This window comes from Streptomyces sp. NPDC002734, from assembly GCF_040295685.1.
Lineage (GTDB): Bacteria > Actinomycetota > Actinomycetes > Streptomycetales > Streptomycetaceae > Streptomyces.
The window spans coordinates 1-26,247 of sequence record NZ_JBEOVU010000019.1; the positions used below are offsets into that span (position 1 = coordinate 1).

The 26,247-nt window shown below is 72.1% G+C and carries 18 protein-coding genes; 16 read left to right on the plus strand and 2 right to left on the minus strand.

Annotated features, from left to right (window positions below; all coding sequences use genetic code 11):
• Positions 1 to 182 precede the first annotated feature (182 nt).
• Together ABT026_RS18325 and ABT026_RS18330 are read left to right on the plus strand one after the other, a co-directional pair.
• Positions 183 to 710: a GNAT family N-acetyltransferase gene (locus tag ABT026_RS18325; RefSeq protein ID WP_351115586.1), complete on the plus strand. Its 528-nt coding sequence runs from the start codon at positions 183 to 185 to the stop codon at positions 708 to 710.
• Positions 707 to 1,498, plus strand: coding sequence for a thioesterase II family protein (locus ABT026_RS18330; RefSeq protein ID WP_351115587.1), 792 nt, complete (start codon positions 707 to 709; stop codon positions 1,496 to 1,498). Before ABT026_RS18325 ends, ABT026_RS18330 begins: the two co-directional genes overlap by 4 nt.
• A gap of 20 nt (positions 1,499 to 1,518) precedes the next feature.
• On the opposite strand, the gene ABT026_RS18335 is transcribed toward ABT026_RS18330, so the two are convergent.
• Positions 1,519 to 2,067: a hypothetical protein gene (locus ABT026_RS18335; RefSeq protein ID WP_351115589.1), complete on the minus strand. Its 549-nt coding sequence runs from the start codon at positions 2,065 to 2,067 to the stop codon at positions 1,519 to 1,521.
• Between the two features lie 100 nt (positions 2,068 to 2,167).
• On the opposite strand from ABT026_RS18335, the gene ABT026_RS18340 reads away from it, so the two are divergent.
• From ABT026_RS18340 to ABT026_RS18405, 14 genes are all read left to right on the plus strand, one after another.
• Positions 2,168 to 2,863, plus strand: a complete 696-nt coding sequence (locus ABT026_RS18340; RefSeq protein ID WP_351115591.1) for a response regulator transcription factor — start codon at positions 2,168 to 2,170, stop codon at positions 2,861 to 2,863.
• Complete coding sequence (locus ABT026_RS18345) at positions 2,860 to 4,167, plus strand: sensor histidine kinase (protein WP_351115592.1); 1,308 nt, start codon at positions 2,860 to 2,862, stop codon at positions 4,165 to 4,167. The genes ABT026_RS18340 and ABT026_RS18345 overlap by 4 nt, the downstream gene beginning before the upstream one ends.
• A gap of 85 nt (positions 4,168 to 4,252) precedes the next feature.
• Positions 4,253 to 4,867 carry a PepSY domain-containing protein gene (locus tag ABT026_RS18350; RefSeq protein WP_351115593.1) on the plus strand — a complete coding sequence of 205 codons (615 nt, stop codon included), beginning with the start codon at positions 4,253 to 4,255 and terminating at the stop codon, positions 4,865 to 4,867.
• Between the two features lie 186 nt (positions 4,868 to 5,053).
• The gene (locus ABT026_RS18355; protein WP_351115594.1) at positions 5,054 to 6,148 is read left to right on the plus strand and encodes an LLM class flavin-dependent oxidoreductase; all 1,095 of its coding nucleotides are present in this window, start codon (positions 5,054 to 5,056) and stop codon (positions 6,146 to 6,148) included.
• Positions 6,149 to 6,234: 86 nt separating this feature from the next.
• Positions 6,235 to 7,287: a DUF3533 domain-containing protein gene (locus ABT026_RS18360; RefSeq protein WP_351115595.1), complete on the plus strand. Its 1,053-nt coding sequence runs from the start codon at positions 6,235 to 6,237 to the stop codon at positions 7,285 to 7,287.
• Positions 7,288 to 7,499: 212 nt separating this feature from the next.
• On the plus strand, positions 7,500 to 8,912 hold the full coding sequence (locus tag ABT026_RS18365; RefSeq protein ID WP_351115596.1) for an ABC transporter substrate-binding protein: 1,413 nt from the start codon (positions 7,500 to 7,502) through the stop codon (positions 8,910 to 8,912).
• Between the two features lie 85 nt (positions 8,913 to 8,997).
• A complete protein-coding gene (locus ABT026_RS18370) occupies positions 8,998 to 9,957 on the plus strand; it encodes a carbohydrate ABC transporter permease (RefSeq protein WP_351115597.1) in 960 nt (319 codons plus the stop codon).
• Between the two features lie 17 nt (positions 9,958 to 9,974).
• Entirely contained in the window at positions 9,975 to 10,850 is an 876-nt protein-coding gene (locus ABT026_RS18375; protein WP_351115598.1) for a carbohydrate ABC transporter permease, read from the plus strand.
• 108 nt (positions 10,851 to 10,958) lie between these two features.
• A complete protein-coding gene (locus ABT026_RS18380; protein WP_351115599.1) occupies positions 10,959 to 12,563 on the plus strand; it encodes a glycoside hydrolase family 13 protein in 1,605 nt (534 codons plus the stop codon).
• A gap of 154 nt (positions 12,564 to 12,717) precedes the next feature.
• Positions 12,718 to 13,728, plus strand: coding sequence for a LacI family DNA-binding transcriptional regulator (locus ABT026_RS18385; protein WP_351115601.1), 1,011 nt, complete (start codon positions 12,718 to 12,720; stop codon positions 13,726 to 13,728).
• A gap of 297 nt (positions 13,729 to 14,025) precedes the next feature.
• Positions 14,026 to 17,403, plus strand: coding sequence for a CARDB domain-containing protein (locus tag ABT026_RS18390; RefSeq protein WP_351115603.1), 3,378 nt, complete (start codon positions 14,026 to 14,028; stop codon positions 17,401 to 17,403).
• Positions 17,404 to 17,647: 244 nt separating this feature from the next.
• Positions 17,648 to 21,934 carry a discoidin domain-containing protein gene (locus ABT026_RS18395; protein WP_351115604.1) on the plus strand — a complete coding sequence of 1,429 codons (4,287 nt, stop codon included), beginning with the start codon at positions 17,648 to 17,650 and terminating at the stop codon, positions 21,932 to 21,934.
• 140 nt (positions 21,935 to 22,074) lie between these two features.
• A complete protein-coding gene (locus ABT026_RS18400) occupies positions 22,075 to 22,557 on the plus strand; it encodes a nucleotidyltransferase domain-containing protein (RefSeq protein WP_351115605.1) in 483 nt (160 codons plus the stop codon).
• A 452-nt stretch (positions 22,558 to 23,009) separates the two neighbouring features.
• Positions 23,010 to 25,079, plus strand: coding sequence for a glycosyl hydrolase family 28-related protein (locus ABT026_RS18405; protein WP_351115607.1), 2,070 nt, complete (start codon positions 23,010 to 23,012; stop codon positions 25,077 to 25,079).
• A 260-nt stretch (positions 25,080 to 25,339) separates the two neighbouring features.
• Here the strand turns inward: ABT026_RS18405 and ABT026_RS18410 are convergent, their stop codons facing one another.
• The gene (locus ABT026_RS18410; RefSeq protein ID WP_351115609.1) at positions 25,340 to 26,185 is read right to left on the minus strand and encodes a helix-turn-helix transcriptional regulator; all 846 of its coding nucleotides are present in this window, start codon (positions 26,183 to 26,185) and stop codon (positions 25,340 to 25,342) included.
• Between the last annotated feature and the right edge of the window lie 62 nt (positions 26,186 to 26,247).

Genomic DNA, 26,247 nt, shown 5'->3' on the forward strand with positions numbered 1-26,247 from the left:
CCTGAGCCCCATGGGCGCCATCGAGGTGGATCTTGCTGTCATCGGTTTCGGCAAGGGCGGCAAGACGCTCGTCGGGGCGCTGGCCAAGGCGGGCGCCCGCCGCCGACGTGAACGCCCACGCGGACCCGCGTGCAGGACAGCGCACGACGCACGTGGAGGACGCACGTGAACCAGGAGACCCCATGAAGACGCCCGTCCTGTACACCGAACGACTGGAGTTCCTCCCCTACCGCCCGGCCGACGAGGAGGCCTTCGTCGCCCTCCTGCGCGACGAGGCCGTATGCCGCTGGATGGGGCAGGAGCGGGTGCCCGAGGCGGACATCCGGGCCCTCTTCCGGTCCATCCTCACCGAGGTCTATCCGCAACGGCTGTTCGATGTCTGGGGTCTGTGGCTCGACGGGACGTACGTCGGGCACGCCGAGGTGAAGCGGACCGGCAACGTCGACGGCCACGAACTCGTCACCGCCCTCGCCCCCGGCTACTGGGGCAAGGGCCTGGGCTCCGAGGCCGTCCGCGGCATGGCCCGGCACGCGGCCGACAACCTCGGCCTGACCGAGGTCTACGGCATGCTCGGCGCGGGCAACACCGCCAGCCTGGCCATGTGCCGCAAGGTCGGCTTCCGCCCGCTGCGCGAAGTGGTGGCCGAGGACGGGTCGGTGACCCTGCTGATCGTGCTCCCCGTCACCCGCTCAGGGGCGGAGCAGCGATGACCGTCGGCGGACCCGGCGTCGGGCCGGCGTGGACCGGCACCCGCGGCCGCTGGCTGCGCCACCACCGGGTCGCAGAGCCCCGGCTGCGGCTGGTGTGCCTCCCGCACGCGGGCGGTACCGCCACGGCGTACGCCGGCTGGCCGCCGCTGCTGCCCGCCGGCGTGGAGCTGCTGGCCGTCCAGTACCCCGGCCGGCAGGACCGCCTCGCCGAACCCTGCGAGACCTCCATGGCCGCGCTGGCCGACGCGGTCACCGACGCCCTCACCGGCCGTCTCGACCTGCCCGTCGCCCTGTTCGGGCACAGCATGGGCAGCGCCGTCGCCTACGAGGTGGCGCTCCGGCTGCGGGACCGCGCCGACGCGGACGTCGTCGCGCTGCTGGTGTCGGGGCGGCGCGCCCCGCACCGTCGCGGCCCCGCGCCGCTGCCGCTCGACGACGCCGGGCTGCTCGCGTCGGTCGCGCGCCTGGCCGGGCCCGAGGCCTGGGCCTACGACCACCCGGACCTGCGCGAACTGCTCATGCCGTCCCTGCGGGGCGACCACCGGCTGCTGGACGCCTACCGCCCGGACCCGCCCGCCGAGCGCCTGCGGATTCCCGTCACCGCGTACGGCGGCGACCGCGACCCCGTCTGCCCGGCGACGGACCTGGACACCTGGGCCGAGGTCACCGACGCCGGCCTGGAGACCGTCGTCCTGCCCGGCGGCCACTTCTTCCTCCGTGAGCAGGAGGCAGCACTCCTCGGCCACCTCGGCTCCCGCCTGGCCCCCTACCTGGAAGAGGTCCACTGAGGCCAGGCCCGTGGGACGGATCAGTCGTCCGTCCGCCAGGAGGCGACGGGACGTCCGTCCGCGCAGCGCCAGCGGATCTCGACCCGGCCCGAGCCGCCCTCGAAGCTCACCTCGGCGTGCTCGTCCGGTCCCGGCTCGGCCTTCTTGACGCCGTACCCCTGGGCGGGGGCCCACGACTTCAACGTCACCAGCGTGCCGTGGCATTCGGCCACCACCGTCCCGCCGGGGCTGGTCACCACCTTCCTCACCGACGCCGTGGACGCGGGGGGCGCGGCGCCGGACGGGGAGACCTCCGGCGACGACCCGGACGGCGCGGACGAGCGGGACGGCTCCGACGACCCGGACGCCTCGGACGACCCCGACGGCCCGGGCGCCGGATCGGCGGCGGGCGACGGGAGGGCCGAGGCCGAGGCGAGCTGCCGCGCGGCCTCCCGCGGCGTGAGCACGTCCGCGCCGGTGGACGAGGTGATGCCCTCGCCGATGACCCGCACGGCGGCCAGGCCGGCGACGGTGGTGAGCGCCGCGGCGGCCAGCCAGCCGCCCGCGGCGAGAAGAGGACGGCGACGCATGCCCGCACTCTCGCACGCGCGCCCCCAACGCCGGCCCCGCAGACCCCTAAGACAAGGTTAAGGACCTTGCGCGCGCGCCCCGTTGGACTAGCGTGCCGGTGTGGCCCACCTGCTGCTCATCGAGGACGACCCCGCGATCCGGACCCCGCTCGTCCGCGCCCTGCGGGAGCACGGTCACGCCGTCGCCTCCGCCCGCACCGCGATGAGCGGTGTCCAGGCGGTGCTGGACGAACGCCCCGACCTCGTGGTCCTGGACCTCGGCCTGCCGGACCTGGACGGCATCGAACTGCTGCGCATGCTGCGCGCGGTCAGCGCCGTGCCGGTGATCATCGCGACGGCGCGGGACGACGAGACCGAGATGGTCCGCGGACTCGACGCGGGCGCCGACGACTACGTGGTGAAGCCCTTCACCGCGGCCCAGCTGGAGGCGAGGGTGCGGGCCGTGCTGCGGCGGGGCCCCCACCGGCAGGCGGACGCCGCGGACGCGGTCGTCGTCGGCGGGCTGCGGATCGACCCGGGTGCCCGGGAGGTCACCCTGGACGACGCGGCCGTCGAACTCACCCCTCGGGAGTTCGACCTGCTGCTCCACCTGGCGAGCCGGGCCGGCCAGGTCGTCACCAAGAGGGAACTGCTCTCCGAGGTCTGGCAGGTGCCCTACGGCGGCGCGGACAAGACCGTGGACGTGCACCTGTCGTGGCTGCGCCGCAAGCTCGGGGAGACCGCGCAGCACCCTCGCTACCTGCACACCGTGCGGGGCGTCGGCGTCCGGCTCAGCCCGCCCGCGGCCCCGCGATGAGGCGGCGGCTCGCCCTGCTGGTCGCGGCGACCGTGTGCCTCACCCTCCTCGCCTTCCTGGTGCCCCTCGCACTGCTGCTGCGCACGGTCGCCGCGGACCGGGCCGTCGTCGCCGCCGTCGCGGACGCCCAGAGCCTGGTCCTGCCGGTCGGCACCGCCGACCCCGCGACCCTGCGGGACAGCGTCGCGCAGGTGGCGGCAACGTCACGGGGGACGGTCACCGTCTTCCTTCCCGACGGCTCGGTGGTGGGCACGCCCGCGCCCCGGACCACCGCCGTCCGGCTCGCCGCCCGCGCCGGAGCGAGCCGGAGCGTGGAGCGCCCGGAGGGCCGCGAGATCGTGGTCGCCGTGCTGGGCCGACCGGACGGGCCCGCGGTGATCCGCGTGCTCGTGCCCGCCGCGGAACTGACCCGCGGGGTGACCCGGGCATGGCTGGCCCTCGTCGCCCTCGGCCTGGCACTGCTGTTGTTCGGGCTGCTCGTCGCCGACCGGCTCAGCCGCTCCCTGGTCGGCCCCATCGCGGAACTCGCCACCGTCTCGCACCGGCTCGCGGGGGCCGAACTGTCCGCCCGGGCCCGCCCCGTCGGTCCGCCCGAGGTGCGCGAGGTGGCCGGTGCGCTCAACCACCTGGCCGCCCGGATCCAGGAACTCCTGCGGGAGGAACGCGAACAGGTCGCCGACCTCTCCCACCGGCTGCGCACGCCGCTGACCGCGCTCCGGCTCGAGGCGGAGTCGATGGCCGACCCCGACGACGCGGCGCGCATCACCCGCAGCGTGGACGCCCTCGAGCGCGCCGTCACCGGACTCATTCTCCAGGCGCGCCGGCGCAGCGACCCCGCCCGTGCCGGCGACGCGACCTGCGACGCGCTCACCGTGGTGCGGGACCGGGTGGCGTTCTGGTCGGTGCTGGCCGAGGACACCGGCAGGGAGCTCACCCTCGAGGTGACGGACCGGCCCCTGCCCGTCGCGGTCACCGCCGACGAACTGGGGGCGGCACTCGACGCCTTGCTGGGCAACGTCTTCGCCCACACCCCCGACGGTACGGCGTTCGCCGTCGTCCTGGCGCCCAGGTCGGGAGGCGGAGCCCTGTTGACCGTGGCCGACGACGGGCCCGGACTCTCGGCCGACCAGGTCCGGCGCGGCGCCAGCGGCGGCGGTTCGACCGGCCTCGGGCTGGACATCGCCCGCCGCGCCGCCCGCACCGGCCGCGGCAGACTCAGGTTGGCTGCCGGTCCGGGCAGCGGCGCGCGGGTGACGCTCGAACTCGGCCCGCCCGCTCCCGGAGGGCCGGGCAGCACGCCTTAACCGACCGTTAGCAGCGGCGCAGCGCGGCACTATCCCCGCCCGGGACAACCTCGGAGCACACGAGGCTACACCGAGGGAGTCCATCATGAAGCGCAACATCGTCGTCCTCGCCGCCACCGGGGTGATCACCGCGGCCGCGGTCGTGGGCACGGCACTCGCCGTCGACGGTCCGGCCGGGGCTTCCGCCCGGTCCGCGTCCTCGCCTGCGGCCCTGGCCGGTACCGCGTCGCAGGCGCTCCCCTCCATGCCCGGCGAGGAGCCCGGGTCCGTCGCGCCCACGGACCCGACCGCGACCGGCACGCCCGCGCGGGGGAGTGCCGCTGTCACCCGGGAGCGGGCCGTCGAGCTGGCCCGGGCGAGCGTGGGCGGGGGACGTGTGCTCGAGGTCGAACAGGAGACGGAGCACGGCCGCGTGGTGTGGAGCGTGCGGCTCTCCCAGGACGGCATGCGGTACCGGGTCGACGTCGACCGCGCCACCGGCCTGATCACGAGGACCGAGGGACCCCGGGCGAGCGACGACGGCGGCGGCCGGAGGGCCGGCTCCGACGACCACGGCGGTGACGACAACGGGGGACGCCGCGGTGGCGACGCCCGTGACTCCGTCGATGATCACGACGGCGCCGACGACGGCGACGACCACGGGGGCCACCGTGGAGGGGACGACCGCGGAGGCGAAGACGACCACGGCGACGACCACTGAGGCGACGACCGCCGGGGAGCCGGCGGTCCGCTCGGTGACCGGTGCCGCCGGCGTCGTCCCCGGGCGGGCGTCACCCGCCGCCGGGGGACGCGCGGAACACCCCCACGCCGAGGGAGCCGCGCGGAACAACCGGGCCCCGCGGCGGGTTCGGTGGGGTGACGTCACCTCACCGAACCGAGGAGCCCCATGCCCCCCGTCCCGGACACCGGCGCAGGCACCCGGCCGCTGCGCAAACTCGGCTTCCTGACCATCGGATCGTTCGACGAGGCCGATCCGCGCGCCGGCCACGAGGCGACGCTCGGCCTGATCGAACTGGGCGAGCGGCTCGGCCTGGACAGCGCCTGGCTGCGCCACCGCCACCTGCAGCACGGCATCTCCTCGCCGGTGGCGGTGCTGGCCGCCGCCACCCAGCGCACCCGGCGCATCGAGCTGGGCACCGCCGTCACCCCGCTGGGCTGGGAGAACCCGCTGCGCCTGGCCGAGGACCTGGCCACCGTGGACGTCCTGTCCGGCGGCCGCCTCAACCCCGGCGTCAGCGTCGGCCCGCCGGTCCACTGGGAGGACGTCAGGGACTCGCTCTACCCCGACACCGGTGACGCCGAGGACTTCGGGTACGGACGGGTGCGCCGCCTGCTCGACCTGATCGAGGGCCGGCCCGCGTCACGCTTCAGCGGGACGGAGGGCATCGAGGTCTACTCCGACCGGGTCCAGCCGCATTCCCCCGGTCTGCGTGGGCGCCTGTGGTACGGCGGCGGCAGTCTGCGCTCCGCGCGGTGGGCGGGGGAGCAGGGCATGAACCTCCTGACCAGCAGCGTGGTCAAGGCGGAGGGGCCGGACGCAGGCGCCCCGGACGCCGACACCCCGGACGTCGAGGCGCCGGAGGCCAAGGCCCCGGACTTCGACGCCGTGCAGCTGTCCCACATCCGTGCCTTCCGCGCCGCCCACCCGCTCGGTGAGGCGGCCCGCGTCTCGCAGGGACTGGTCGTCGTCCCCACCGACAGCGCCTCACCCTCCCAGCGCGAGCGCTACCAGGAGTACGCCCGGGCGCGGCTCCCCCGTACCCGGTCCCCGCAGGGCCCGGCCCGGCTGATGTTCGCGCCCGACCTGGTCGGACCCAGCGAGCAGCTCGCCGAACGGCTCCTCGCCCTGGCCTCGTACCGGGAGATCGACGAGGTGGCCTTCGCCCTGCCCTTCACCTTCGCCCGGGAGGACCACGAGCAGATCCTCACCGACCTCGCGACCCGCCTGGGCCCCCTGCTCGGGTGGCGTCCGGCCGGCTGAGCCGACGCACCCGGGCGGCTCTGCCCGTTCCCCCACCCGGCGGCCTGGGCCTGCGAGGTGACGGCCCGACGCCCAGGCTGGGGATCATGAGCAGCAGTGGTGGAGCGCCCGGGCCCACGTTCGCCGAAGAGGTCAAGGACGCGGTGCGCCCGCGGTCGGCGCTGCTGATCCTGGGCGTGCTGGCGCTCGGGGTGCTGTTCATCGCCTCGTACGCCGGCGCCTTCCACGATCCCAAACCCCGGGACATCGCCTTCGGCGTCGTCGTCCCGCAGGGCGGCGGCGACCGCATGGTGCGGCAGTTGGACGCGCTGCCGGGGTCCCCCCTGGACGCCCGGCCGCTCGCCTCGGCCGAGGAAGCGCGACAGCAGATCGAGGACCGGAAGATCTACGGCGCCCTCGTCGCGGGCCCGGACGCCGCCGACCGGCTGCTGGTCGCGAGCGGGGGCGGCGCCCCGGTGGCGGACGCGCTGGAGGAGGTGGTCGGCCAGGCGGAGGCCCGCCAGGGACGCCAGGTGCGCACCGTGGACCTGGTCCCCATCGAGCGGGGCGACGCGCGCGGACTGTCGTCGTTCTACCTGATCGTCGGCTGGTGCGTGGGCGGCTACCTGTGCGCCGCGATCCTCGCCGTGAGCTACGGCGCCCGGCCCGCCAACCTCCGCCGGGCGATGATCCGGCTGCTGACGCTGGCGGTGTACTCGGTGCTGCTCGGGCTGCTGGGCGCGGTGGTGATCGGCCCCGTGCTGGGCGCGATGCCGGGCAGCACCGTGGGCCTGTGGTGGCTCGGCGCGCTGGTGGTGTTCGCCACCGGGGCGGTCACCTTCGCCTTCCAGGGGGCGCTGGGCGTCATCGGCATCGGGCTCACCGTCCTGGTGGTCGTCATCGCCGGAAACCCGAGCGCGGGCGGGGCCTACCCGTATCCGCTGCTGCCCCCGTTCTGGCGGGACATCGGGCCCGCCCTCATCCCGGGCGCCGGCACCTGGACCGCCCGGTCCATCGGGTACTTCGGCGGGCGCGCCATCACCGGTCCGCTGCTGGTCCTGGGCGCCTGGGCGCTCGCCGGCACCGTGCTGACCCTGCTCTTCTCGGTGCTGCGCGTCGGCCGCCGCATGGTGGAGGAGAGCGAGGCTCCGCAGCTCTGACAGGGCACCGGCCGGGCCTGCGGGAACAGAGGGACGGCCGTGATCGTGCGAGCGGCAGACAGCTAACCGACGGAGCCTTGTTCAATAATTACGAAGTGTGCGCGAGATCTTGCGTCCACTTGTCGGCGGTGGTTGAGTGTGCCGCGCCCCACAACGCATCCGCCGTCCGGTGGTGGGGTGACCTCGCCGTTCATGCCCGAAGGGGAGCACTCATGAGAAGTGCCCGGTTCCGCCCTGCCCGCCGCGCCAGCGCGATCGCTCTCGTCTCCGCCCTCAGCCTGAGCACGCTCGCCGCCTGCGGCACGAGCAGCAGCGACGACAGCACCGCCTCCCAGGGGGGCGGCTCGTCGGATCCCTCCGCTCCGCTCGACCCGAAGACGAAGGTGACGATCACCATCGACTGCATGCCGCCCGCGGCGAAGGCGGCCGAGCTCAAGGAGTGGAAGGAGGACGTGAAGGAGTTCAACCAGACCTACCCGAACGTCACCGTCGAGGGCCGCTCCACCCCGGGCCAGTGCCTGGAGCCGCCGCGCTTCACCGCCATGCTCAAGGCGAAGTCCCAGCCGGACGTCTTCTACACCTACTTCACCGACCTGCCCCAGGTGCTGGACAACGACGGCGCCCAGGACATCACCGCCTACGTCAACGACACGTCCGTCCCCGCGCTCAAGGACATCGACCCCGACGTCCTCGGCTCGCTGCAGCACGACGGCAAGCTCTACGGACTGCCCACCAGCAACTACCGGATGGGCCTGCTCGTCAACCGCAAGCTCTTCGAGAAGGCCGGCCTCGACCCCGACAACCCCCCGGCCACCTGGGAGGAGGTCCGCTCCGCCGCCAAGGCGATCGCCGGACTCGGCAAGGGCATGTCCGGCTTCGGCGAGTACAGCGCGGGCAACACCGGCGGCTGGCACTTCACCGCGCAGATGTACAGCGTGGGCGGCGACGTCGTCGACCCGAGCGGCAAGAAGGCCGCCTTCAACAACGAACTCGGCAAGCAGGTCGCCGAGAACCTGCACGCGATGCGCTGGCAGGACGACAGCATGGGCAGGACCCAGCTGCTGAAGTGGGGCGACCTGCAGAAGCAGATCGCCACCGACAAGCTCGGCATGTTCCTCGCCGCGCCCGACGACATCGCGTACATGGTGCAGCAGCTCGGCGCGAAGTACGAGAACTTCGGGATGGGCCCGATCCCCGGCGGGAAGAACACGCTGGCCGGCGGCAACAACTACATGATCAAGAAGGGCATCTCGTCCGACAAGATCAAGGCAGCGATCGCCTGGCTCAACTTCAAGAACCTCACCGTCGGCAAGGGTCAGTTCGACTGGGAGCGCACCAAGGCGGACGGTCTGCCCGTCGGCATCCCGCAGCCCAACTTCTGGCTGAACGAGTCCAAGACCAAGGACGACGCCGCCCGCACCGAGCACGCCACCATGCCGGTCCAGAACTTCAAGGCCTACATGGACAAGCCCGTCGCGGGCAAGGCCGAGCCGCCGAAGGCGCAGGAGATCTACAAGGTCCTCGACAACGTGATGTCCGGCATCCTCACCAACAAGGACGCCGACGTCGACAAGCTTCTCGCCACCGCGGAGTCCCAGGTCAACCAGATCCTGGCTCACCAGTGACACGGCGGGCGGGGCGGACCGGGACCGGTCCGCCCCGCCCGGCCCTCCGTCCCCGGACACCGCAGATCCGTACCGAGGAGCGACGATGTCGACCCCCATCCTGACCCCCGGCAAGGCGGCGCCCGCCCGCCGCGGCGAGCCACGCGAGGCGGGCCCCCCGCCCGTCGGCGGCGCCTTCGCCAAGAGCCTGAGGCGCAACCTGACCGCCCACGGCTTCCTCATCGGCGCGGTCCTGTGCTTCGCCGTGTTCTCCTGGTACCCGATGGTCAGGGAGTTCCTGCTGGCCTTCCAGAAGACCGAGGGCGGACGGACGACCTGGGTCGGCCTGGACAACCTTGTCACCGTCGTCAACGACCCGGCGTTCTGGCAGGCGTGGCGCAACACGCTGCTGTTCACCGTGCTGGCGCTGCTCCTCGGCTTCGTCGTGCCGTTCGTGGTGGCGATCGTCATCAACGAGTTCCACCACGGGCAGGGCTACCTCCGGCTGCTGGTCTACCTGCCGGTCATGCTGCCGCCGGTCGCCTCCGTGCTGCTGTTCCAGTACCTCTACGACCCCGGGTACGGCCTGCTCAACGAACTGATGCGGCTGCTCCACCTGCCCGAACAGCAGTGGCTCCAGGACCCGGACCTGACGATGTTCTCCATCGTCGTCGCGTCCACCTGGATGAACATGGGCGGCGCCACCCTGATCTACCTGGCCGCCCTCCAGGGCATACCCGGCGAGCTGTACGAGGCCGCGGAGCTCGACGGCGCCGGCCTGCTCCGCAAGATCTGGCACGTCACCGTCCCGCAGACCCGCCTGATCCTCTCGCTGATGCTGCTCATGCAGATCATCGCCACCATGCAGGTCTTCGTGGAGCCCTTCCTGCTCACCGGTGGCGCGGGCCCGGAGGGATCGACCACCACGGTCGTCTACCTGATCTACCAGTACGCCTTCAACTTCAACGACTACGGCGCCGCGGCGGCGCTCGGACTGCTCCTGCTCGTACTGCTCGCCGGCTTCTCGGCGGCGTACGCCAGGCTCAGCCGCGCCGAGGACGAGTAGGCCAGGGGGAGACAACCATGTCCACGCGTACGCTCATCTCACCGGCCCAGCTCGCCCGGCCCCGCGGCAAGGCCCTCTACCGGATCGCCCTGGCCCTGGTGCTCGGCGGCTTCACCCTCGCCTTCCTGGGCCCGCTGTACTGGCTGGTCTCGAGCGGCTTCAAGGACGCCCAGGAGGTGATCCGGACCCCGCCGACCCTGGTGCCGCACTCCTTCACCCCGGAGAACCACAGCCGCGCCTGGGAGGTCATGGACCTCGCCACACTGCTCGGCAACACCCTCTACTACGCCTTCGGCGCGCTCGCCTTCCAGCTCGTCCTCGACGTCGCCGCCGCGTACTCGCTCTCCAAACTGCGGCCCGTCTTCGGCAAGGCCATCCTCGGCATGATGCTCGCCACGCTCATGATCCCGGCGACGGTGCTCCTGGTGCCGCAGTACCTGACCGTCCTGGACGTCCCGGTCGTCGAGCGGAACCTGCTCAACACCCCCTGGGCGATCTGGCTCCCCTCGGTGACCAACGCCTTCAACATCTTCCTGCTCAAGCGGTTCTTCGACTCCATTCCGAAGGAGCTGCTGGACGCCGCCTCCATCGACGGCGCGAGCCCGATGCGCGTCCTGTGGTCGATCGTGCTGCCCGTCTCGCGGCCGGTCCTCGGAGTGGTCTCGATCTTCGCGATCATCGGCGTCTGGAAGGACTTCCTCTGGCCGATGCTCACGCTGCCCGACCCGGCGAAGCAGACCCTCAACGTCGGCATCTACTCGCTCTCCACCGGCGTGCCGGTCAACGTGCTGATCGCCGCGCTGACCATCGCGGCCGTACCCACGCTGCTGATCTTCCTGGTCTTCCAGCGCAACATCATGGGCGGCCTCACCGCGGGCGGCCTCAAGGGCTGACCGCCCGCCACCCCGCCCCACCTGCCCTCACGCTTCGCCGCCGGCCCGGTCCCACGCCCGCTGTCCGGGCCGGCGGCGAAGATCCACCCTGCCCGAAAGGACCGACACGTGGCAGCCCCCCTCCCGAACCGCAACGCCGACTGGTGGCGCGACGCCGTCATCTACCAGGTGTACCCGCGCAGCTTCGCCGACGGCGACGGCGACGGCACCGGTGACCTCGCGGGCGTCCGCGGCCGGCTGTCCTACCTCGCGGAACTGGGCGTCGACGCCGTCTGGTTCACCCCCTGGTACCTCTCGCCCCTGGTCGACGGCGGCTACGACGTGGCCGACTACCGCACCATCGACCCCGCCTTCGGCACCCTCGGCGAGGCCGAGAAGCTGATCGCCGAGGCCCGCGAACTCGGCATCCGCACCATCGTCGACATCGTCCCCAACCACGTCTCCGACCAGCACGCCTGGTTCAAGGCGGCCCTCGCCGCCGGACCGGGAAGCCCGGAGCGGGAACTCTTCCACTTCCGCCCCGGACGCGGGGAGAGGGGCGAACTGCCGCCCAACGACTGGCCGTCGCAGTTCTCCGGCACCACCTGGACCCGGGTGCCCGACGGAGAGTGGTACCTCCACCTGTTCACCCCCGAGCAGCCCGACCTCAACTGGGACCACCCCGCCGTCCGCAAGGAGCACGAGGACATCCTGCGCTTCTGGTTCGAGCGCGGCGTCGCCGGCGTGCGCATCGACTCCGCGGCACTGCTCGTCAAGCACCCCGAACTGCCGGACTACGTCGAAGGCGTGGATCCGGCGCCCTTCATCGACCAGGACGCCCTCCACGACGTCTACCGCGCCTGGCGGGCGATCGCCGACGAGTACGGCGGGGTGTTCGTCGGAGAGGTCTGGCTGCCCGACGCCGAACGCTTCGCCCGCTACCTGCGCCCGGACGAACTGCACACCGCGTTCAACTTCAACTTCCTCACCTGCCCCTGGGAGGCGGACAGGCTCCGCCGCTCCGTCGACGACACCCTCGCCGAGCACGCGCCGGTCGGGGCCCCCGCCACCTGGGTGCTGTGCAACCACGACGTCACCCGCACCGTCACCCGCTACGGGCGCGCCGACACCGGATTCGACTTCGCCGCCAAACGCTTCGGCACCCCCACCGACCTCGGCCTCGGCACCCGCCGCGCCCGCGCCGCCGCCCTGCTGAGCCTCGCCCTGCCCGGATCGGTCTACCTGTACCAGGGCGAGGAACTGGGCCTGCCGGAGGCCGACATCCCCCTCGACCGCATCCAGGACCCGATGCACTCCCGCTCCGGCGGCGTCGACCCCGGCCGGGACGGCTGCCGGGTCCCGCTCCCGTGGGAGGCCGACGCCCCGTCGTACGGATTCGGCGCCGAGGCCGAGCCCTGGCTGCCGCAGCCCGCCGACTGGGCGCGTTTCGCCGTCGACCGGCAGCGGACCGACCCGGACTCCATGCTCCTCCTGTACCGCGAGGCGCTCCGGCTGCGACGTACCGAACCCGGCTTCGGGGACGGCCCGTTCACCTGGCTCGACACCCAGGACGAGGTCCTCGCCTTCCGCAGGGCCGAGGGCCTGGTCTGCGTCGTCAACCTGTCCCGCGACCCGGTCGCCCTGCCGCCCCACGAGCGGATCCTGCTGGCCAGCGGTCCCCTCACCGACGACGGAGCGCTGCCGGCCGACACCGCAGCGTGGCTGCGCGCCTGATCCGGGGGACGACCGCGCTTGCGTGCGCTTGCGTCGATCCGACAACGCAGGGCCCGGACACGGTCCTGCTCACGGTCGGCGGACGACCGGAAAGGGGGCACGGAACGAAGCCGGGACCGCAACAGTTTGCGGTTCTTGCGCTAGGCTTGCGTACATGACGCGACGACTGGCCCAGGTGGCGAAGAAGGTGGGGGTCAGCGAGGCCACGGTCAGCCGTGTCCTCAACGGCAAGCCCGGGGTCTCCGAGGCGACCCGGCAGTCCGTGCTCACGGCGCTGGACGTCCTCGGCTACGAGCGCCCCACGCAGCTGCGCGGGGAGCGGGCCCGGCTCGTCGGCCTGGTCCTGCCGGAGCTTCAGAACCCCATCTTCCCGGCGCTGGCCGAGGTCATCGGCGGCGCGCTCGCCCAGCAGGGGCTCACCCCCGTGCTGTGCACGCAGACCAAGGGCGGCGTCTCCGAGGCCGACTACGTGGACCTGCTGCTCCAGCAGCAGGTCTCCGGGGTCATCTTCGCCGGCGGGCTGTTCGCCCAGGCCGACGCGCCGCACGAGCACTACCACCTGCTGGCCGAGCGCAAGGTGCCGGTCGTCCTCATCAACGCCTCGATCGAGGGCCTGGACTTCCCGTGCGTGGCCTGCGACGACGCGGTCGCCATCGAGCAGGCGTGGCGCCACCTGGCCTCCCTCGGCCACGAGCGGATCGGCCTGGTGATCGGCCCGGCCGACCACATGCCCTCGCGCCGCAAGCTGGAGGCCGCCCACGTGGCGGCCGGGGCCATGGGCTCGGCGCTGCCCGAGGAGTTCGTCCAGCGGTCCATCTTCTCGCTGGAGGGCGGCCAGGCGGCCACCACCCGGCTGCTGGCGGAGGGCGTCACGGGCATCGTGTGCGCCAGCGACCCGCTCGCCCTGGGCGCCGTCAGGGCGGCCCGCCGGCGCGGGCTCTCGGTGCCCAAGGACGTGTCGGTCGTCGGGTTCGACGACTCCGCCTTCATGACGTGCACCGAACCGCCCCTGACCACCGTGCGCCAGCCCATCGAGGCCATGGGCCGCGCGGCGGTCGACCTGCTGTGCGCCCAGATCCAGGGCTCCCACCCCGGCCCCGGCGAACTTCTCTTCGAGTCCGAGCTGGTCGTCCGCGGCTCGACCGCCCCGCCCCCGGGGCGCTGACCGCACCGGATCTCACCGACGGCGCTGCCGCCGGACCCTTCCCCGGGGTCCGGCGGCAGCGCCGTCTGCGTATGCGGGCGGCAGGAATCGCGTGGAACCGTTGACAAAGTTCCCACCGGAGAGAAACCTTTCACTTCGGTGACGCAAAGAAGTCACGTAATCGCTCAAGAAGTTGGCTTGAGATCGCACTTCCTCGTCGAATCCTGCCGGGCACCCGGTTTCCGCTCCCGTCCGCCGCCCCCTGAACGAGGGTCCGGTGCGGGCGACGCACCGTGCCCGCATCACGGAAAGGCAGCCATGAGAGCCACTCGACCACGCAGGCGATGGGGGGCGGGACTGCTCACAGCGGCCCTGGTCACCGTCGGACTGCTGCCCGCGCCCGCACAGGCCGCGGCCGAACAGCCCAACCTCGCCCTCGGCAGAACCGCGACGGCCGGGGGATCCCACTCCGGCTACCCGGCGGGCAACGTCACGGACGGCAGCCAGCAGACGTACTGGGAAGGCCCCGCGGGCGCGTTACCGCAGTGGGTGCAGGTCGACCTCGGCGCGCAGGTCACCCTGGACCGCGCGGTGCTCAAGCTGCCGACCGGGTGGGAGCGGCGCACCCAGTCCCTCACCGTCCTCGGCAGCTCCGACGGCACCTCCTTCAGCACCCTGGCCGGAGCGCAGGCCCGCGTGTTCGACCCGGCCTCGGCGAACACCCTGGACGTCGACCTGCCGTCCACGTCGGCGCGCTGGGTCCGGGTGCAGGTCGCCTCCAACTCGGGCTGGAACGCCGCCCAGTTGTCCGAGCTCGAGATCTACGGCGAGAGCGGCGGCCCGGGCCCCGTCGACCCGCCGGTGCAGGGCACGAACCTGGCACGGAACAAGCCGATCGAAGCCACGTCCAGCACCCAGAACTACGTGGCGGCCAACGCCAACGACGACAGCACCACCACCTACTGGGAGTCGGCCGGGACGCCGGCCGACCTGACGGTCCGGCTCGGTGCGGACGCGGACCTCGAGGCCGTGGTCGTCAAGCTGAACCCCGACCCGGTCTGGGGTCCGCGCAAGCAGACCATCGAGGTGCTGGGCCGCGCCGAGGGCGCGTCCTCCTTCAGCACTCTCAAGGCCCGTGCCGAGTACGCCTTCAGCCCGTCGTCGGGCCAGAACTCCGTCGTGGTGCCCGTGACCGGCCGCGTCGCCGACGTGCGGCTGCGGTTCCACTCCAACACCGGCGCGGCGGGCGGCCAGGTCGCCGAGCTGCAGGTGGTGGGCCGGGCCGCACCCAACCCCGACCTGGTCCTGACCGACCTGACCTGGACGCCGGCCGCCCCCACCGAGCGGGACGACGTGAAGGTGAACGCCACCGTGCGCAACGCCGGCACCGCGACCGCCCCGGCCACGACGGTGAACGTCAGCGTCGAGGGAACCGTCGCGGGTTCCGCGCCGGTCGCCTCGCTCCCGGCCGGGAGCAGCGCCACCGTCTCCGTCCCCGTCGGCCGGCGCCCGGCGGGCTCCTACGGCGTCTCGGCGGTCGTCGACCCGACCGGCGCCGTCGTGGAGCTGGACGACAGCAACAACAGCCGCACGGCGAGCAGCAGACTGACCGTCGACCGGAGCCCGGGCCCGGACCTCAGGGTCACCCGGATCACCACGAACCCCGCCTCCCCGGCGGTCGGCTCGTCCGTCTCCTTCACCGTCACGGTCGACAACCGCGGCACCACCTCCGTCCCGGCGGGCACCGTCACCCGTCTCACCGTCGGCGACACCACCCTTCAGGGCGCCACCGGGGCGGTCGCCGCCGGTGGCACGGTCGAGGTCGCCCTCACCGGGACCTGGAAGGCGGTCGGCGGCGGCGCCACCCTGACGGCCACCGCCGACGCCACCGGAACGGTCGAGGAGACCGACGAGAACAACAACGTCTTCGCCCGGTCCCTCGTCGTGGGACGCGGAGCCGCCCTCCCGTACACCGAGTACGAGGCCGAGGCCGGCAGCTACGACGGGACCCTGCTGACCGCCGACAAGAAGCGCACCTTCGGGCACACCAACTTCGCCACCGAGTCCTCCGGCCGCAGGTCGGTGCGGCTCGACGACACCGGCGACCACGTCGAGTTCACCTCGACCGCCGCCGCCAACTCCGTGGTGGTGCGCAACTCGATCCCCGACGCCGCGTCCGGCGGCGGCCGGGAGGCCACCATCAGCCTCTACGCCGACGGGAAGTTCGTCCGCAAGCTGACGCTCTCCTCCAAGCACAGCTGGCTCTACGGCAGCACCGACGACCCCGAGGGCCTGACCAACACCCCTGGCGGCGACGCGCGCCGTCTCTTCGACGAGTCCCACGCCCTGCTGACCGAGACCTACCCGGCGGGCACGAAGTTCCGCCTCCAGCGGGACGCGGGCGACGCGGCGGCCTACTACGTCATCGACCTGATCGACCTGGAGCAGGTCGCCGGACCGGCGCCCAAGCCCGCCGCGTGCACCTCGATCACCGAGTACGGCGCCGTGCCCAACGACGGCATCGACGACGCGGACGCCATCCAGCGGGCCGTCACCGCAGACCAGAAGGGCGAGATCGACTGCGTCTGGATCCCGGCCGGCCAGTGGCGCCAGGAGAAGAAGATCCTCACCGACGACCCGCAGAACCGCGGGCAGTACAACCAGGTCGGGATCCGGGACGTCACCGTGCGCGGCGCCGGGATGTGGCACTCGCAGCTGTACGCGCTGACCCCGCCGCACCAGGCCGGCGGCATCAACCACCCGCACGAGGGCAACTTCGGCTTCGACATCGACGACAACACGAAGATCTCCGACATCGCGATCTTCGGTTCCGGAACCATCCGGGGCGGCGACGGAGGCGCCGAGGGCGGCGTCGCGCTCAACGGCCGCTTCGGCAGGAACACCAGGATCAGCAACGTCTGGATCGAGCACGCCAACGTGGCCGCCTGGGTCGGCCGCGACTACTCCAACATCCCCGAGCTCTGGAACCCCGGCGACGGCGTGGAGTTCACCGGGATGCGGATCCGCGACACCTACGCCGACGGCGTCAACTTCTCCAACGGCACCCGCAACTCCACCGTCCACGACTCGTCGCTGCGCAACACCGGCGACGACGCCCTGGCGGTGTGGGCCAACAAGTACGTCAAGGACACCTCCGTCGACGTCGGCCACGACAACCACTTCCGCAACAACACCGTGCAACTGCCCTGGCGGGCCAACGGCATCGCGGTCTACGGCGGTCACGGCAACACCGTCGAGAACAACCTGGTCTCCGACACCATGAACTACCCGGGGATCATGCTGGCCACCGACCACGACCCGCTGCCGTTCGGCGACCAGACCCTGATCGCGAACAACGGCCTGTACCGCACGGGCGGCGCGTTCTGGAACGAGGACCAGGAGTTCGGCGCGATCACCCTCTTCGCGCAGGGACCGGACATCCCCGGGGTCACCATCAGGGACACCGACATCCACGACTCCACCTACGACGGCATCCAGTTCAAGACCGGCGGCGGCGCGATGCCGGACGTCAAGGTCACCGGTGTCCGCATCGACGGATCGGTCAACGGCTGCGGCGTCCTCGCCATGGGCGGAGCCAGGGGCAGCGCCACGCTGAGCGGGGTGAGCATCACCAACTCGGCGGAGGGGGAGGTCTGCGTGGAGCCCGGCTCGCAGTTCGTCGTCAACCGCAACTGACGCCACCGGTTCCGGTGAGGCGGTCCGCTTCCCGGGCCGCCTCACCGGCATGCCCGCACCCGCCCCGGGGCCCGGCCGAGAACATCGTGACCGAGCTGTGGACGAGTCGACCGTCCTCTGCAATTCTCTGAGCGTTCGTACGCAAACTCCGAATGAAACAGCGGCAGTTATAGGCATCGCCAACCCGATTCCCCCCTGAGCCGCGTCGCGTGTCCCCCCGGCACGCGACCGAGGAGCGAGGACCATGAACACCCGCATCCACAGATCCCGGTGCCTCGGCGCCGTGGTCGCAGCGTGCCTGCTGGCACTGGGCGGTCCCCTGACCACCGCCCGCGCCGCGGGCGGACCGAACATCGCGCTCGGCGACACCGCCTCGGCGAGCAGCGCGCACACCGAGTACGGCGCCGGAAACGTCACCGACGGCAACCAGGGCACCTACTGGCAGAGCGCCGGCTCCGGCCTTCCCCAGTGGGTGCAGGCCGACCTCGGGGCCGCCACCCGCGTCGACGAGGTGGTGCTCAAGCTGCCGGCCGGATGGGAGAGCCGCAGCCAGACGCTCTCCGTCCAGGGCAGCGCCGACGGCACCAGCTTCAGCACCCTGAAGAGCTCCGCCACCTACGCCTTCACCCCCGGCGCGGGGAACACCGTCACGGTGTCGTTCCCGGCGACGCAGACACGCTTCGTCCGCGTCGACATCACCGCCAACACCGGCTGGCAGGCCGCCCAGCTGTCCGAGCTGGAGGTGCACTCGGCGACCGACTCGTCCGGAAACCTCGTCGCCGGCCGCCCCCTCACGGCCAGCAGCCACACCGAGGTGTACACGGCCACCAACGCGGGCGACGGCAACCGCGCCACCTACTGGGAGAGCACCAACAACAAGCTTCCGCAGTGGATCCAGGCCGACCTCGGCGCCTCCCGCGCCGTCAACCGCGTCGTCCTGAAGCTGCCCGCCGGCTGGGAGAGCCGCAGCCAGACCCTCAAGATCCAGGGCAGCGCCGACGGCACCGGCTTCACCGACCTGTCGGCCTCGCAGGCCTACGCCTTCACCGCGGCCAACGACAACACGGCGACCGTCGCCCTCGACTCCGCCACCACCCGGTACGTACGGGTCCTGGTGAGCGCGAACACCGTCCAGCCCGCCGCCCAGGTCTCCGAGCTCGAGGTCTACGGCCCGGCCGGCGGTGACACCCAGGCCCCGTCCGCACCGTCGGGCCTCGCCCTCACCGAGCCGGCCACCGGCCAGATCCGCCTCACCTGGAAGGCCGCCACCGACAACGTGGGCGTCACCGCCTACGACGTCTACGCCAACGGAGAGCTGCTGACCAGCGTCTCCGGCGACATCACCGCCTACACCGACACCCGGCCCGCCAACCAGACGGTGTCCTACCGCGTGCGGGCCCGCGACGCGGCCGGCAACCAGTCACCCGACAGCAACACCGTCACCCGCACCGGCGACGCCGGCGACACCCAGGCCCCGACGGCCCCCGCGAACCTGGCCTTCACCGAGCCCGCGAGCGGCCAGATCAAGCTGACCTGGACCGCGTCGAGCGACAACGTCGGCGTGAGCGGCTACGAGATCTACGCCAACAACGCCCTGCGCGGCACCGTGGCCGGCAACGTCACCACCTACACCGACACCCAGCCCGCCTCCGCCACCTACCGGGTACGCGCCAAGGACGCCGCCGGCAACCGGTCCGCCGACAGCAACGCGGTGACCCGCAACGGCTCCGGCGGCACCGGCTCCAACCTCGCCGTCGGCAAGCCCATCGACGCCTCCTCCACGGTGCACACCTACGTGGCGGCGAACGCCAACGACAACAGCACCAGCACCTACTGGGAGGGCGCGGGCGGCAGCTACCCGCAGACGCTGACCGTGAAGCTGGGGGCCGACGCGGACGTCGACCGCCTGGTGCTCAAGCTGAACCCGGACAGCGCCTGGTCGGCCCGCTCGCAGACCGTCGAGGTCCTCGGCCGCGCCCAGGACGCCACCGGTTTCACCAGCCTCGTCGCGGCGAAGAGCTACTCCTTCGACCCGGCGAGCGGCAACACCGTCACCGTCCCGGTCACCGCCCGGGTCGCGGACGTCCGGCTGCGGTTCACCGCGAACACCGGCTCCGCCGCGGGCCAGCTCGCCGAGTTCCAGGTCGTCGGCGTCCCGGCGCCCAACCCGGACCTGGTCGTCACCGACCTGGCCACCTCACCGGCCGCACCCGTGGAGTCGGACGAGATCACCGTCTCCGCCACCGTCCGCAACGACGGACCGGCCGCCGCCGCGGCCAGCACGCTCGCCCTGCGCCTCGGCGACTCCGAGGTCGCCACCGCGAAGGTCGGGACGCTCGCCGCGGGCGCGGAGGCCAAGGTCACCGCCTCGCTGGGCAGCCGGCCGGCCGGCTCCTACGAGCTGAGTGCGGTCGCCGACAAGGGCGACGCGGTCGTCGAGCAGAACGAGACGAACAACACCTTCACCCGCCCCGCCGCCCTGGTCGTCAAGCCGGTCGCCGGCTCCGACCTGGTCGTCGGCCAGGTGACCACCACGCCCTCCAGCCCGAGCGCCGGGGACGCCGTCACCTTCAAGGTGCCGGTCAAGAACCAGGGCACCGACGCGAGCTCCTCGGGCAACCACGACGTCACCCTCACCGTCCTCGACGGCAGCGGCGCCACCGTCAGGACGCTGACCGGGGCGCACTCGGGGTCCATCGCCGCCGGCGCCACCGCCCAGGTGACCCTCGGGCCGTGGACGGCGGCCAACGGCTCCTACACGGTGCGGACCGCCGTCGCCGCCGACGGCAACGAACCCGCCGTCAAGCGGGAGAACAACACCTCCACGCAGCCCCTGTTCGTCGGCCGCGGCGCCAACATGCCCTACACCATGTACGAGGCGGAGGACGGCGCCGTCGGAGGCGGTGCGAAGACCGTCGGACCCAACCGCACCGTCGGCGACATCGCCGGCGAGGCCTCGGGCCGCAAGGCGGTCGACCTCGACGCGACCGGCGAGTACGTCGAGTTCACCGCACGCGCCGCGACCAACACCCTGGTCACCCGCTTCTCCATCCCGGACGCCCCGGGCGGCGGGGGCATCGACTCCACCCTCAACGTCTACGTCGACGGCGTCTTCAAGAAGGCGCTCCCGCTGACCTCGAAGTACGCCTGGCTGTACGGGGCGGAGACCGCACCCGGCAACAACCCGGGCTCCGGCGCCCCGCGGCACATCTACGACGAGGCGCACCTGCTGCTCGGCGAGACCGTCCCGGCGGGCAGCAGGATCCGCCTGCAGAAGGACGCCGCCAACACCGCCGCCCACTACGCCGTCGACTTCGTGAACCTGGAGAAGACGGCCCCGGTGGCCAACCCCGACCCCGCCGCGTACGCCGTACCGACCGGCTTCACCCACCAGGACGTGCAGAACGCCCTCGACCAGGTCCGGATGGACTCCACGGGCAAGCTGGCCGGCGTCTACCTGCCGCCCGGCGACTACCAGACGTCGAGCAAGTTCCAGGTCTACGGCAAGGCCGTCAAGGTCGTCGGCGCCGGACCCTGGTACACGACGTTCCACGCGCCCGGCACCCAGGAGAACACCGACGTCGGCTTCCGCGCCGACGCGACCGCCAAGGGCTCCCTCTTCAAGGGCTTCGCCTACTTCGGCAACTACACCTCACGCATCGACGGCCCCGGCAAGGTCTTCGACTTCGCCAACGTCTCCGACATCACCATCGACGACGTGTGGAACGAGCACATGGTCTGCCTCTACTGGGGCGCCAACACGGACCGGATCACCATCAAGAACTCCCGGATCCGCAACATGTTCGCCGACGGCATCAACATGACCAACGGCTCCACGGACAACCTGGTCGCCAACAACGACGCCCGGGCCACCGGCGACGACAGCTTCGCGCTGTTCTCCGCGATCGACGCGGGCGGCGCCGACATGAAGAACAACGTCTACGAGAACCTCACCACCACCCTGACCTGGCGCGCCGCGGGCGTCGCGGTGTACGGCGGCTACAACAACACCTTCCGCAACATCCACATCGCCGACACCCTCGTCTACTCCGGGATCACCATCTCCTCCCTGGACTTCGGCTACCCGATGAACGGCTTCGGGACCGAGCCGACGAAGTTCGAGAACATCTCGATCGTGAGGGCCGGGGGCCACTTCTGGGGCAACCAGACCTTCCCCGGGATCTGGGTCTTCTCCGCCTCGAAGGTCTTCCAGGGCATCAGGGTGACCGACGTCGACATCGTCGACCCCACCTACAGCGGCGTCATGTTCCAGACCAACTACTCGGGCGGGCAGCCGCAGTTCCCGATCAAGGACACGGTCCTCACCGACATCTCGATCAGCGGGGCCCGTAAGAGCGGTGACGCCTGGGACGCCAAGTCCGGGTTCGGCGTCTGGGCCAACGAGAAGCCCGAGGAGGGCCAGGGCCCCGCGGTCGGCGAGGTCACCTTCAACTGCCTGCGCCTGAGCGACAACGCGCAGGACATCCGGAACACCACCTCCACCTTCAAGATCAACAACAACCCCTGCTGACCCGGGTCCCCGTTCTCGGGTGACACCGGCCGGCGCCCGCCGGTGCTGTGGGCGCCGGTGCCGTGGGCGCCCGGCCCGCGGTGCGGAGGGCGGGCGGCATACGGGGGAGCGCGGCGGAGTGCGAAGGAGGCATCACCGCGATGGACATCACGGACCTCTTCGGCGTCCTGGACGCCCTGGAGCCGGCGGGCACGCGGTGCTGGGTCGCCGGGGGCTGGGGCGTGGACGTCCTGGCGGGCCGGCAGACGCGTGAGCACCGGGACGTCGACCTGGCCCTGGACGCGGCGAGCGAGCCCGCGGCGCTGGAGGCCCTTGCGTTGCTCGGCTACCGGGTGGAGACCGACCAGCGGCCGACACGGGTCGAACTCGCGGCGCCGGGGCGTCGCTGGGTCGACCTCCACCCGGTGGTGTTCGACGCCGACGGGGTGGGCCGACAGGCCGACCTCCAGGGTGGCTTCTTCCGCTACCCGCGCGGCGCGTTCACCCGGGGCCGTCTCGACGGCCGCACGGTGCCGTGCCTGTCGGTCGAGCAGCAGCTCGCCTTCCACCGCGGCTACCCACCGCGCGAGGTCGACCACCTCGACGTCGCCCTCCTGCGGAGCCTGCGCGACGCCCGGCGGTGAGCCGCCGCACGGGGCTTCAGCGCCGGCGCCCCGCTTCAGCGGCCTCCCCCCGGGGGCCCTGTTGGCCGGCCCGCACCGAGGAGCCCCATCAACCCGCCCGCACCTACGAATCCTCACCACGTGCCCGCAACACGGGCCTTCACCGCCGTGTCCGCACCGCCGTGTCCGCACCGCCGTGCCCACGCCGCCGTGCCCGCACCGCGGTGCCCATGCCGACGTGCCCACACCTACGAGCCCCACCGACCTGCCCGCACCTACTGACCCTGACCGACACCCGCACTCACGGACCCACCGGCACTTCCGCATCCGCAGGCCCTCACCGCCCCCCGCATTCACAGACGCCCCGCTGACCCACCCGCACCTACAGACGCCCGCCGACCCACCCGCACCCACAGGCCCTCACCCATCGGCCCCTTCCCCACGGGCCCTCACCCACAGGAACGAGTGACTCCATGGCACGGAAGCTCACCGCGGCGGCCACCTCGCGCAGACCGGGCGGCCCGCCCCGTCGAGGCGTCGCCCTGCTGCTCGCCGCACTCACCGTGGCGGCCGGACTCGCCGCCACCCCAGCCGTCGCGGCCGACGCCCCCACGCGCACGGCCACGGTGCCCGCCGTCACCCGTGCCGGCCTCGCCCCCTCGCTGGTCGCCGGCCGGGGCGCGGACCTCGGCCTCGTCGAGCAGGAAGCGGAGTCGGCCACGACCACCGGCACGGTCCTCGGCCCCGACCGCGCCGCCTACACGCTGCCCTCCGAGGCGTCCGGCCGCTCCGCCGTCAAGCTGCTGAAGGGGCAGCACGTCGAGTTCACCCTGCCGGCCGCCGCGAACGCGATCACCGTGCGGTACAGCATCCCCGACGCGCCGGACGGCGGCGGCATCACCGCGCCCCTCGACGTCACGGTCGACGGCCGCGGACGCACGCCGATGACCCTGACCTCGCAGTACTCCTGGCTCTACAACCAGTACCCGTTCACCAACGACCCGGACGCCGGCCTGCTGCACCCCGACTGGTGGATCACCGAGTGCGGCTGCGTCCCGAAGGAGACCACGCCCGCACCGCAGATCACCAAGCCCTTCCGCCCGCACCACTTCTACGACGAGCAGCGCCTCCTGCTCGGCCGCACCCACCCGGCGGGCGCCAAGATCCGGCTGACGATGCCCGCCAGGTCGACCGCCGCGTGGACGGTGATCGACCTGCTCGAATCGCAGCGCGTCGACGGACCGCGGATCGCTCCACGCGCGGCGGTGAACGTCCTGGCCTTCGGCGCGGACCCCACCGGACGCCGTGAGTCCGCGGCCGCCCTCGACCGCGCCATCGCGCACGCCCGGCGGACCCACCGGACGGTCCACATCCCGCCGGGCACCTACCAGGTCAACCGGCACATCACCGTCGACGACGTCACGATCGAGGGCGCCGGCAGCTGGTACACCGTCATCAAGGGCCGCGAGGTCGAGCTCGAGACCCCCGCGCCCGACGGCTCGACGCACACCGGGGTCGGCTTCTACGGCAGAAGCGCCGCCGAGGGAGGCAGTCACGACGTCCACCTCTCCGGATTCGCCGTCGAGGGCGACGTCCGTGAGCGCGTCGACACCGACCAGGTGAACGGCATCGGCGGCTCGCTCAGCGACTCCTCCGTCGACGGCCTGTACCTCCATCACACCAAGGTGGGCATGTGGTTCGACGGCCCCATGAAGGACTTCACCGCGACGAACAACGTGATCACCGACCAGATCGCCGACGGCCTCAACTTCCACACCGGCGTCACCGACTCGGTCGTGCGCAACAACCTCGTCCGCAACTCGGGGGACGACGGCCTCGCCATGTGGGCGGAGAAGACCACCAACGCCCGCAACGCCTTCGACCGCAACACCGTGCAGTCGCCGGTCCTGGCGAACGGCATCGCGATCTACGGCGGCGCCGACACCACCGTCTCGAACAACCTGATCGCCGACCCGGTCCGCGAGGGCAGCGCCCTGCACGTCGGCGCGCGCTTCGGCGCCGAGGCGTTCACCGGGCACCTGTGGATCAGGAACAACACCACGGTGCGGGCCGGCACCTACGAACTGAACTGGAAGATCGGCCTCGGCGCGATCTGGTTCTCGGCGCTGGACAAGGACATCGCCGCCGACATCCGGGTGACCGGCGACCACTACCTCGACAGCACCTACAACGCGATCATGTTGGTCGCGGACTGGCCGGTGAAGGACCTGTACTCCATCGACGACGTCCACTTCAAGGACGTCCGGGTGGACGGCACCGGCACCTCCGTGGTGAGCGCCCGGGCGGCGGGCGGCGCGACCTTCGAGAACGTCGACGCCCGCAACGTGGGCGCGGTCGGCGTCAACAACTGCGGAACCTTCCACTTCACCCCGGCCGGCTCCGAGTTCGCCCTGGCCGACCTCGGGGACAACGACGGCGGCGGGACGGCCGGCCCCTGGCTGGGGGAGTGGCTCCTGCCCAACACCCTCACCTGCGACGACCGCCCGCCGGTGGTTCCGCCGCCGGCGCCGTCGCCGTGGTGACGCCCTGCGCATGACCGGCGCACCGTCAGGTGCTCCTCGCGGGGGCAACCCGCGAGGAGGTCTGCCGGAGAAGGGCGCTGCGAACGCGTGGGCTCTCCCGTGGGCGGCCGACCATGCGGGACCAGGGGGAGGTGGCACGTGCCTCCGACTTTGCGGTTGGGTCGGACACCCTGTTCCATACGACGTCCTCCCCCTGAGCCTGTGGCTGAAGAATTGTTTCTGGGCTCCACGCGTCTCCGCGGGGAGGCATTCTGTAACAATCAGGAAAGCCGGGCATTCATGGTTGGATGCACGTCGCCACTGTCCGTGCCCAGGCTCGCGAGAAGACGTAGGCCGTCCTCGGCGGGGCTGCCCGCGAGGGCGGACAGGACGAGTAGTTCCATGCCGGATTCGTCGGGCAGTGCGAAGTTCTCCTGGTGCAGTTCGAGCAGTCCGACCAGCGGATGTTGGTACGCCTTGCGTCCGTGGGTCCGGGCGCGGACCTCCGCACGGGCCCACAGCCGGCGAAAGCGTTCGCTGCCCATGGCCAGCTCGCCGATGAGCGAGGCCAGCCCAGGGTCCTCGGGATACTTGCCCGCAGCCAGGCGCAGGTGCCCGACCACGTCGAGGGTGCAGGTCTCCCAGTCCGCGTACAGGCCGCGCTCGGCTTCATCCAGGAAGATGTGACGGGCGGTGTTCAGGCCCGGTATCGGCCGGCCGAGGAGGAGTCCGGCGAGGCGGTTGGCAGCGAGCACGTCCAGCCGGTGGTTCATGATCAAGGCGGGTGCGTGGGTGACCATGTCGAGGACGCGCAGCAGCTCCGGCCGTACTCGCCCACCGGGTGCCTTCGCGCGGCGGCGGGGCCGGCGGGTGAGCCGGTGGAGGTGTTCGCGCTCCGTCTCATCGAGGTCGAAGACTCGGGCAAGGGCGTCGAGGACCTGTTCGGAAGGCTGGGTGGCGCGGCCCTGCTCCAGACGCACGTAGTAGTCGACGCTGACACCGGACAGGTGTGCGACTTCTTCGCGACGCAGTCCTTCGACCCTGCGACGGTTGTCGACGCAGATGCCGACAGACGTCGGGTTGACCCGGCGGCGCCTGGTCCTCAGGAAACTCGCGAGATCATCCATGTACCCAGTATGGGCGCGGTGTGCGCCGGTGAGGGGGTCCTGCCGAGACCAGGAAGCCCGGT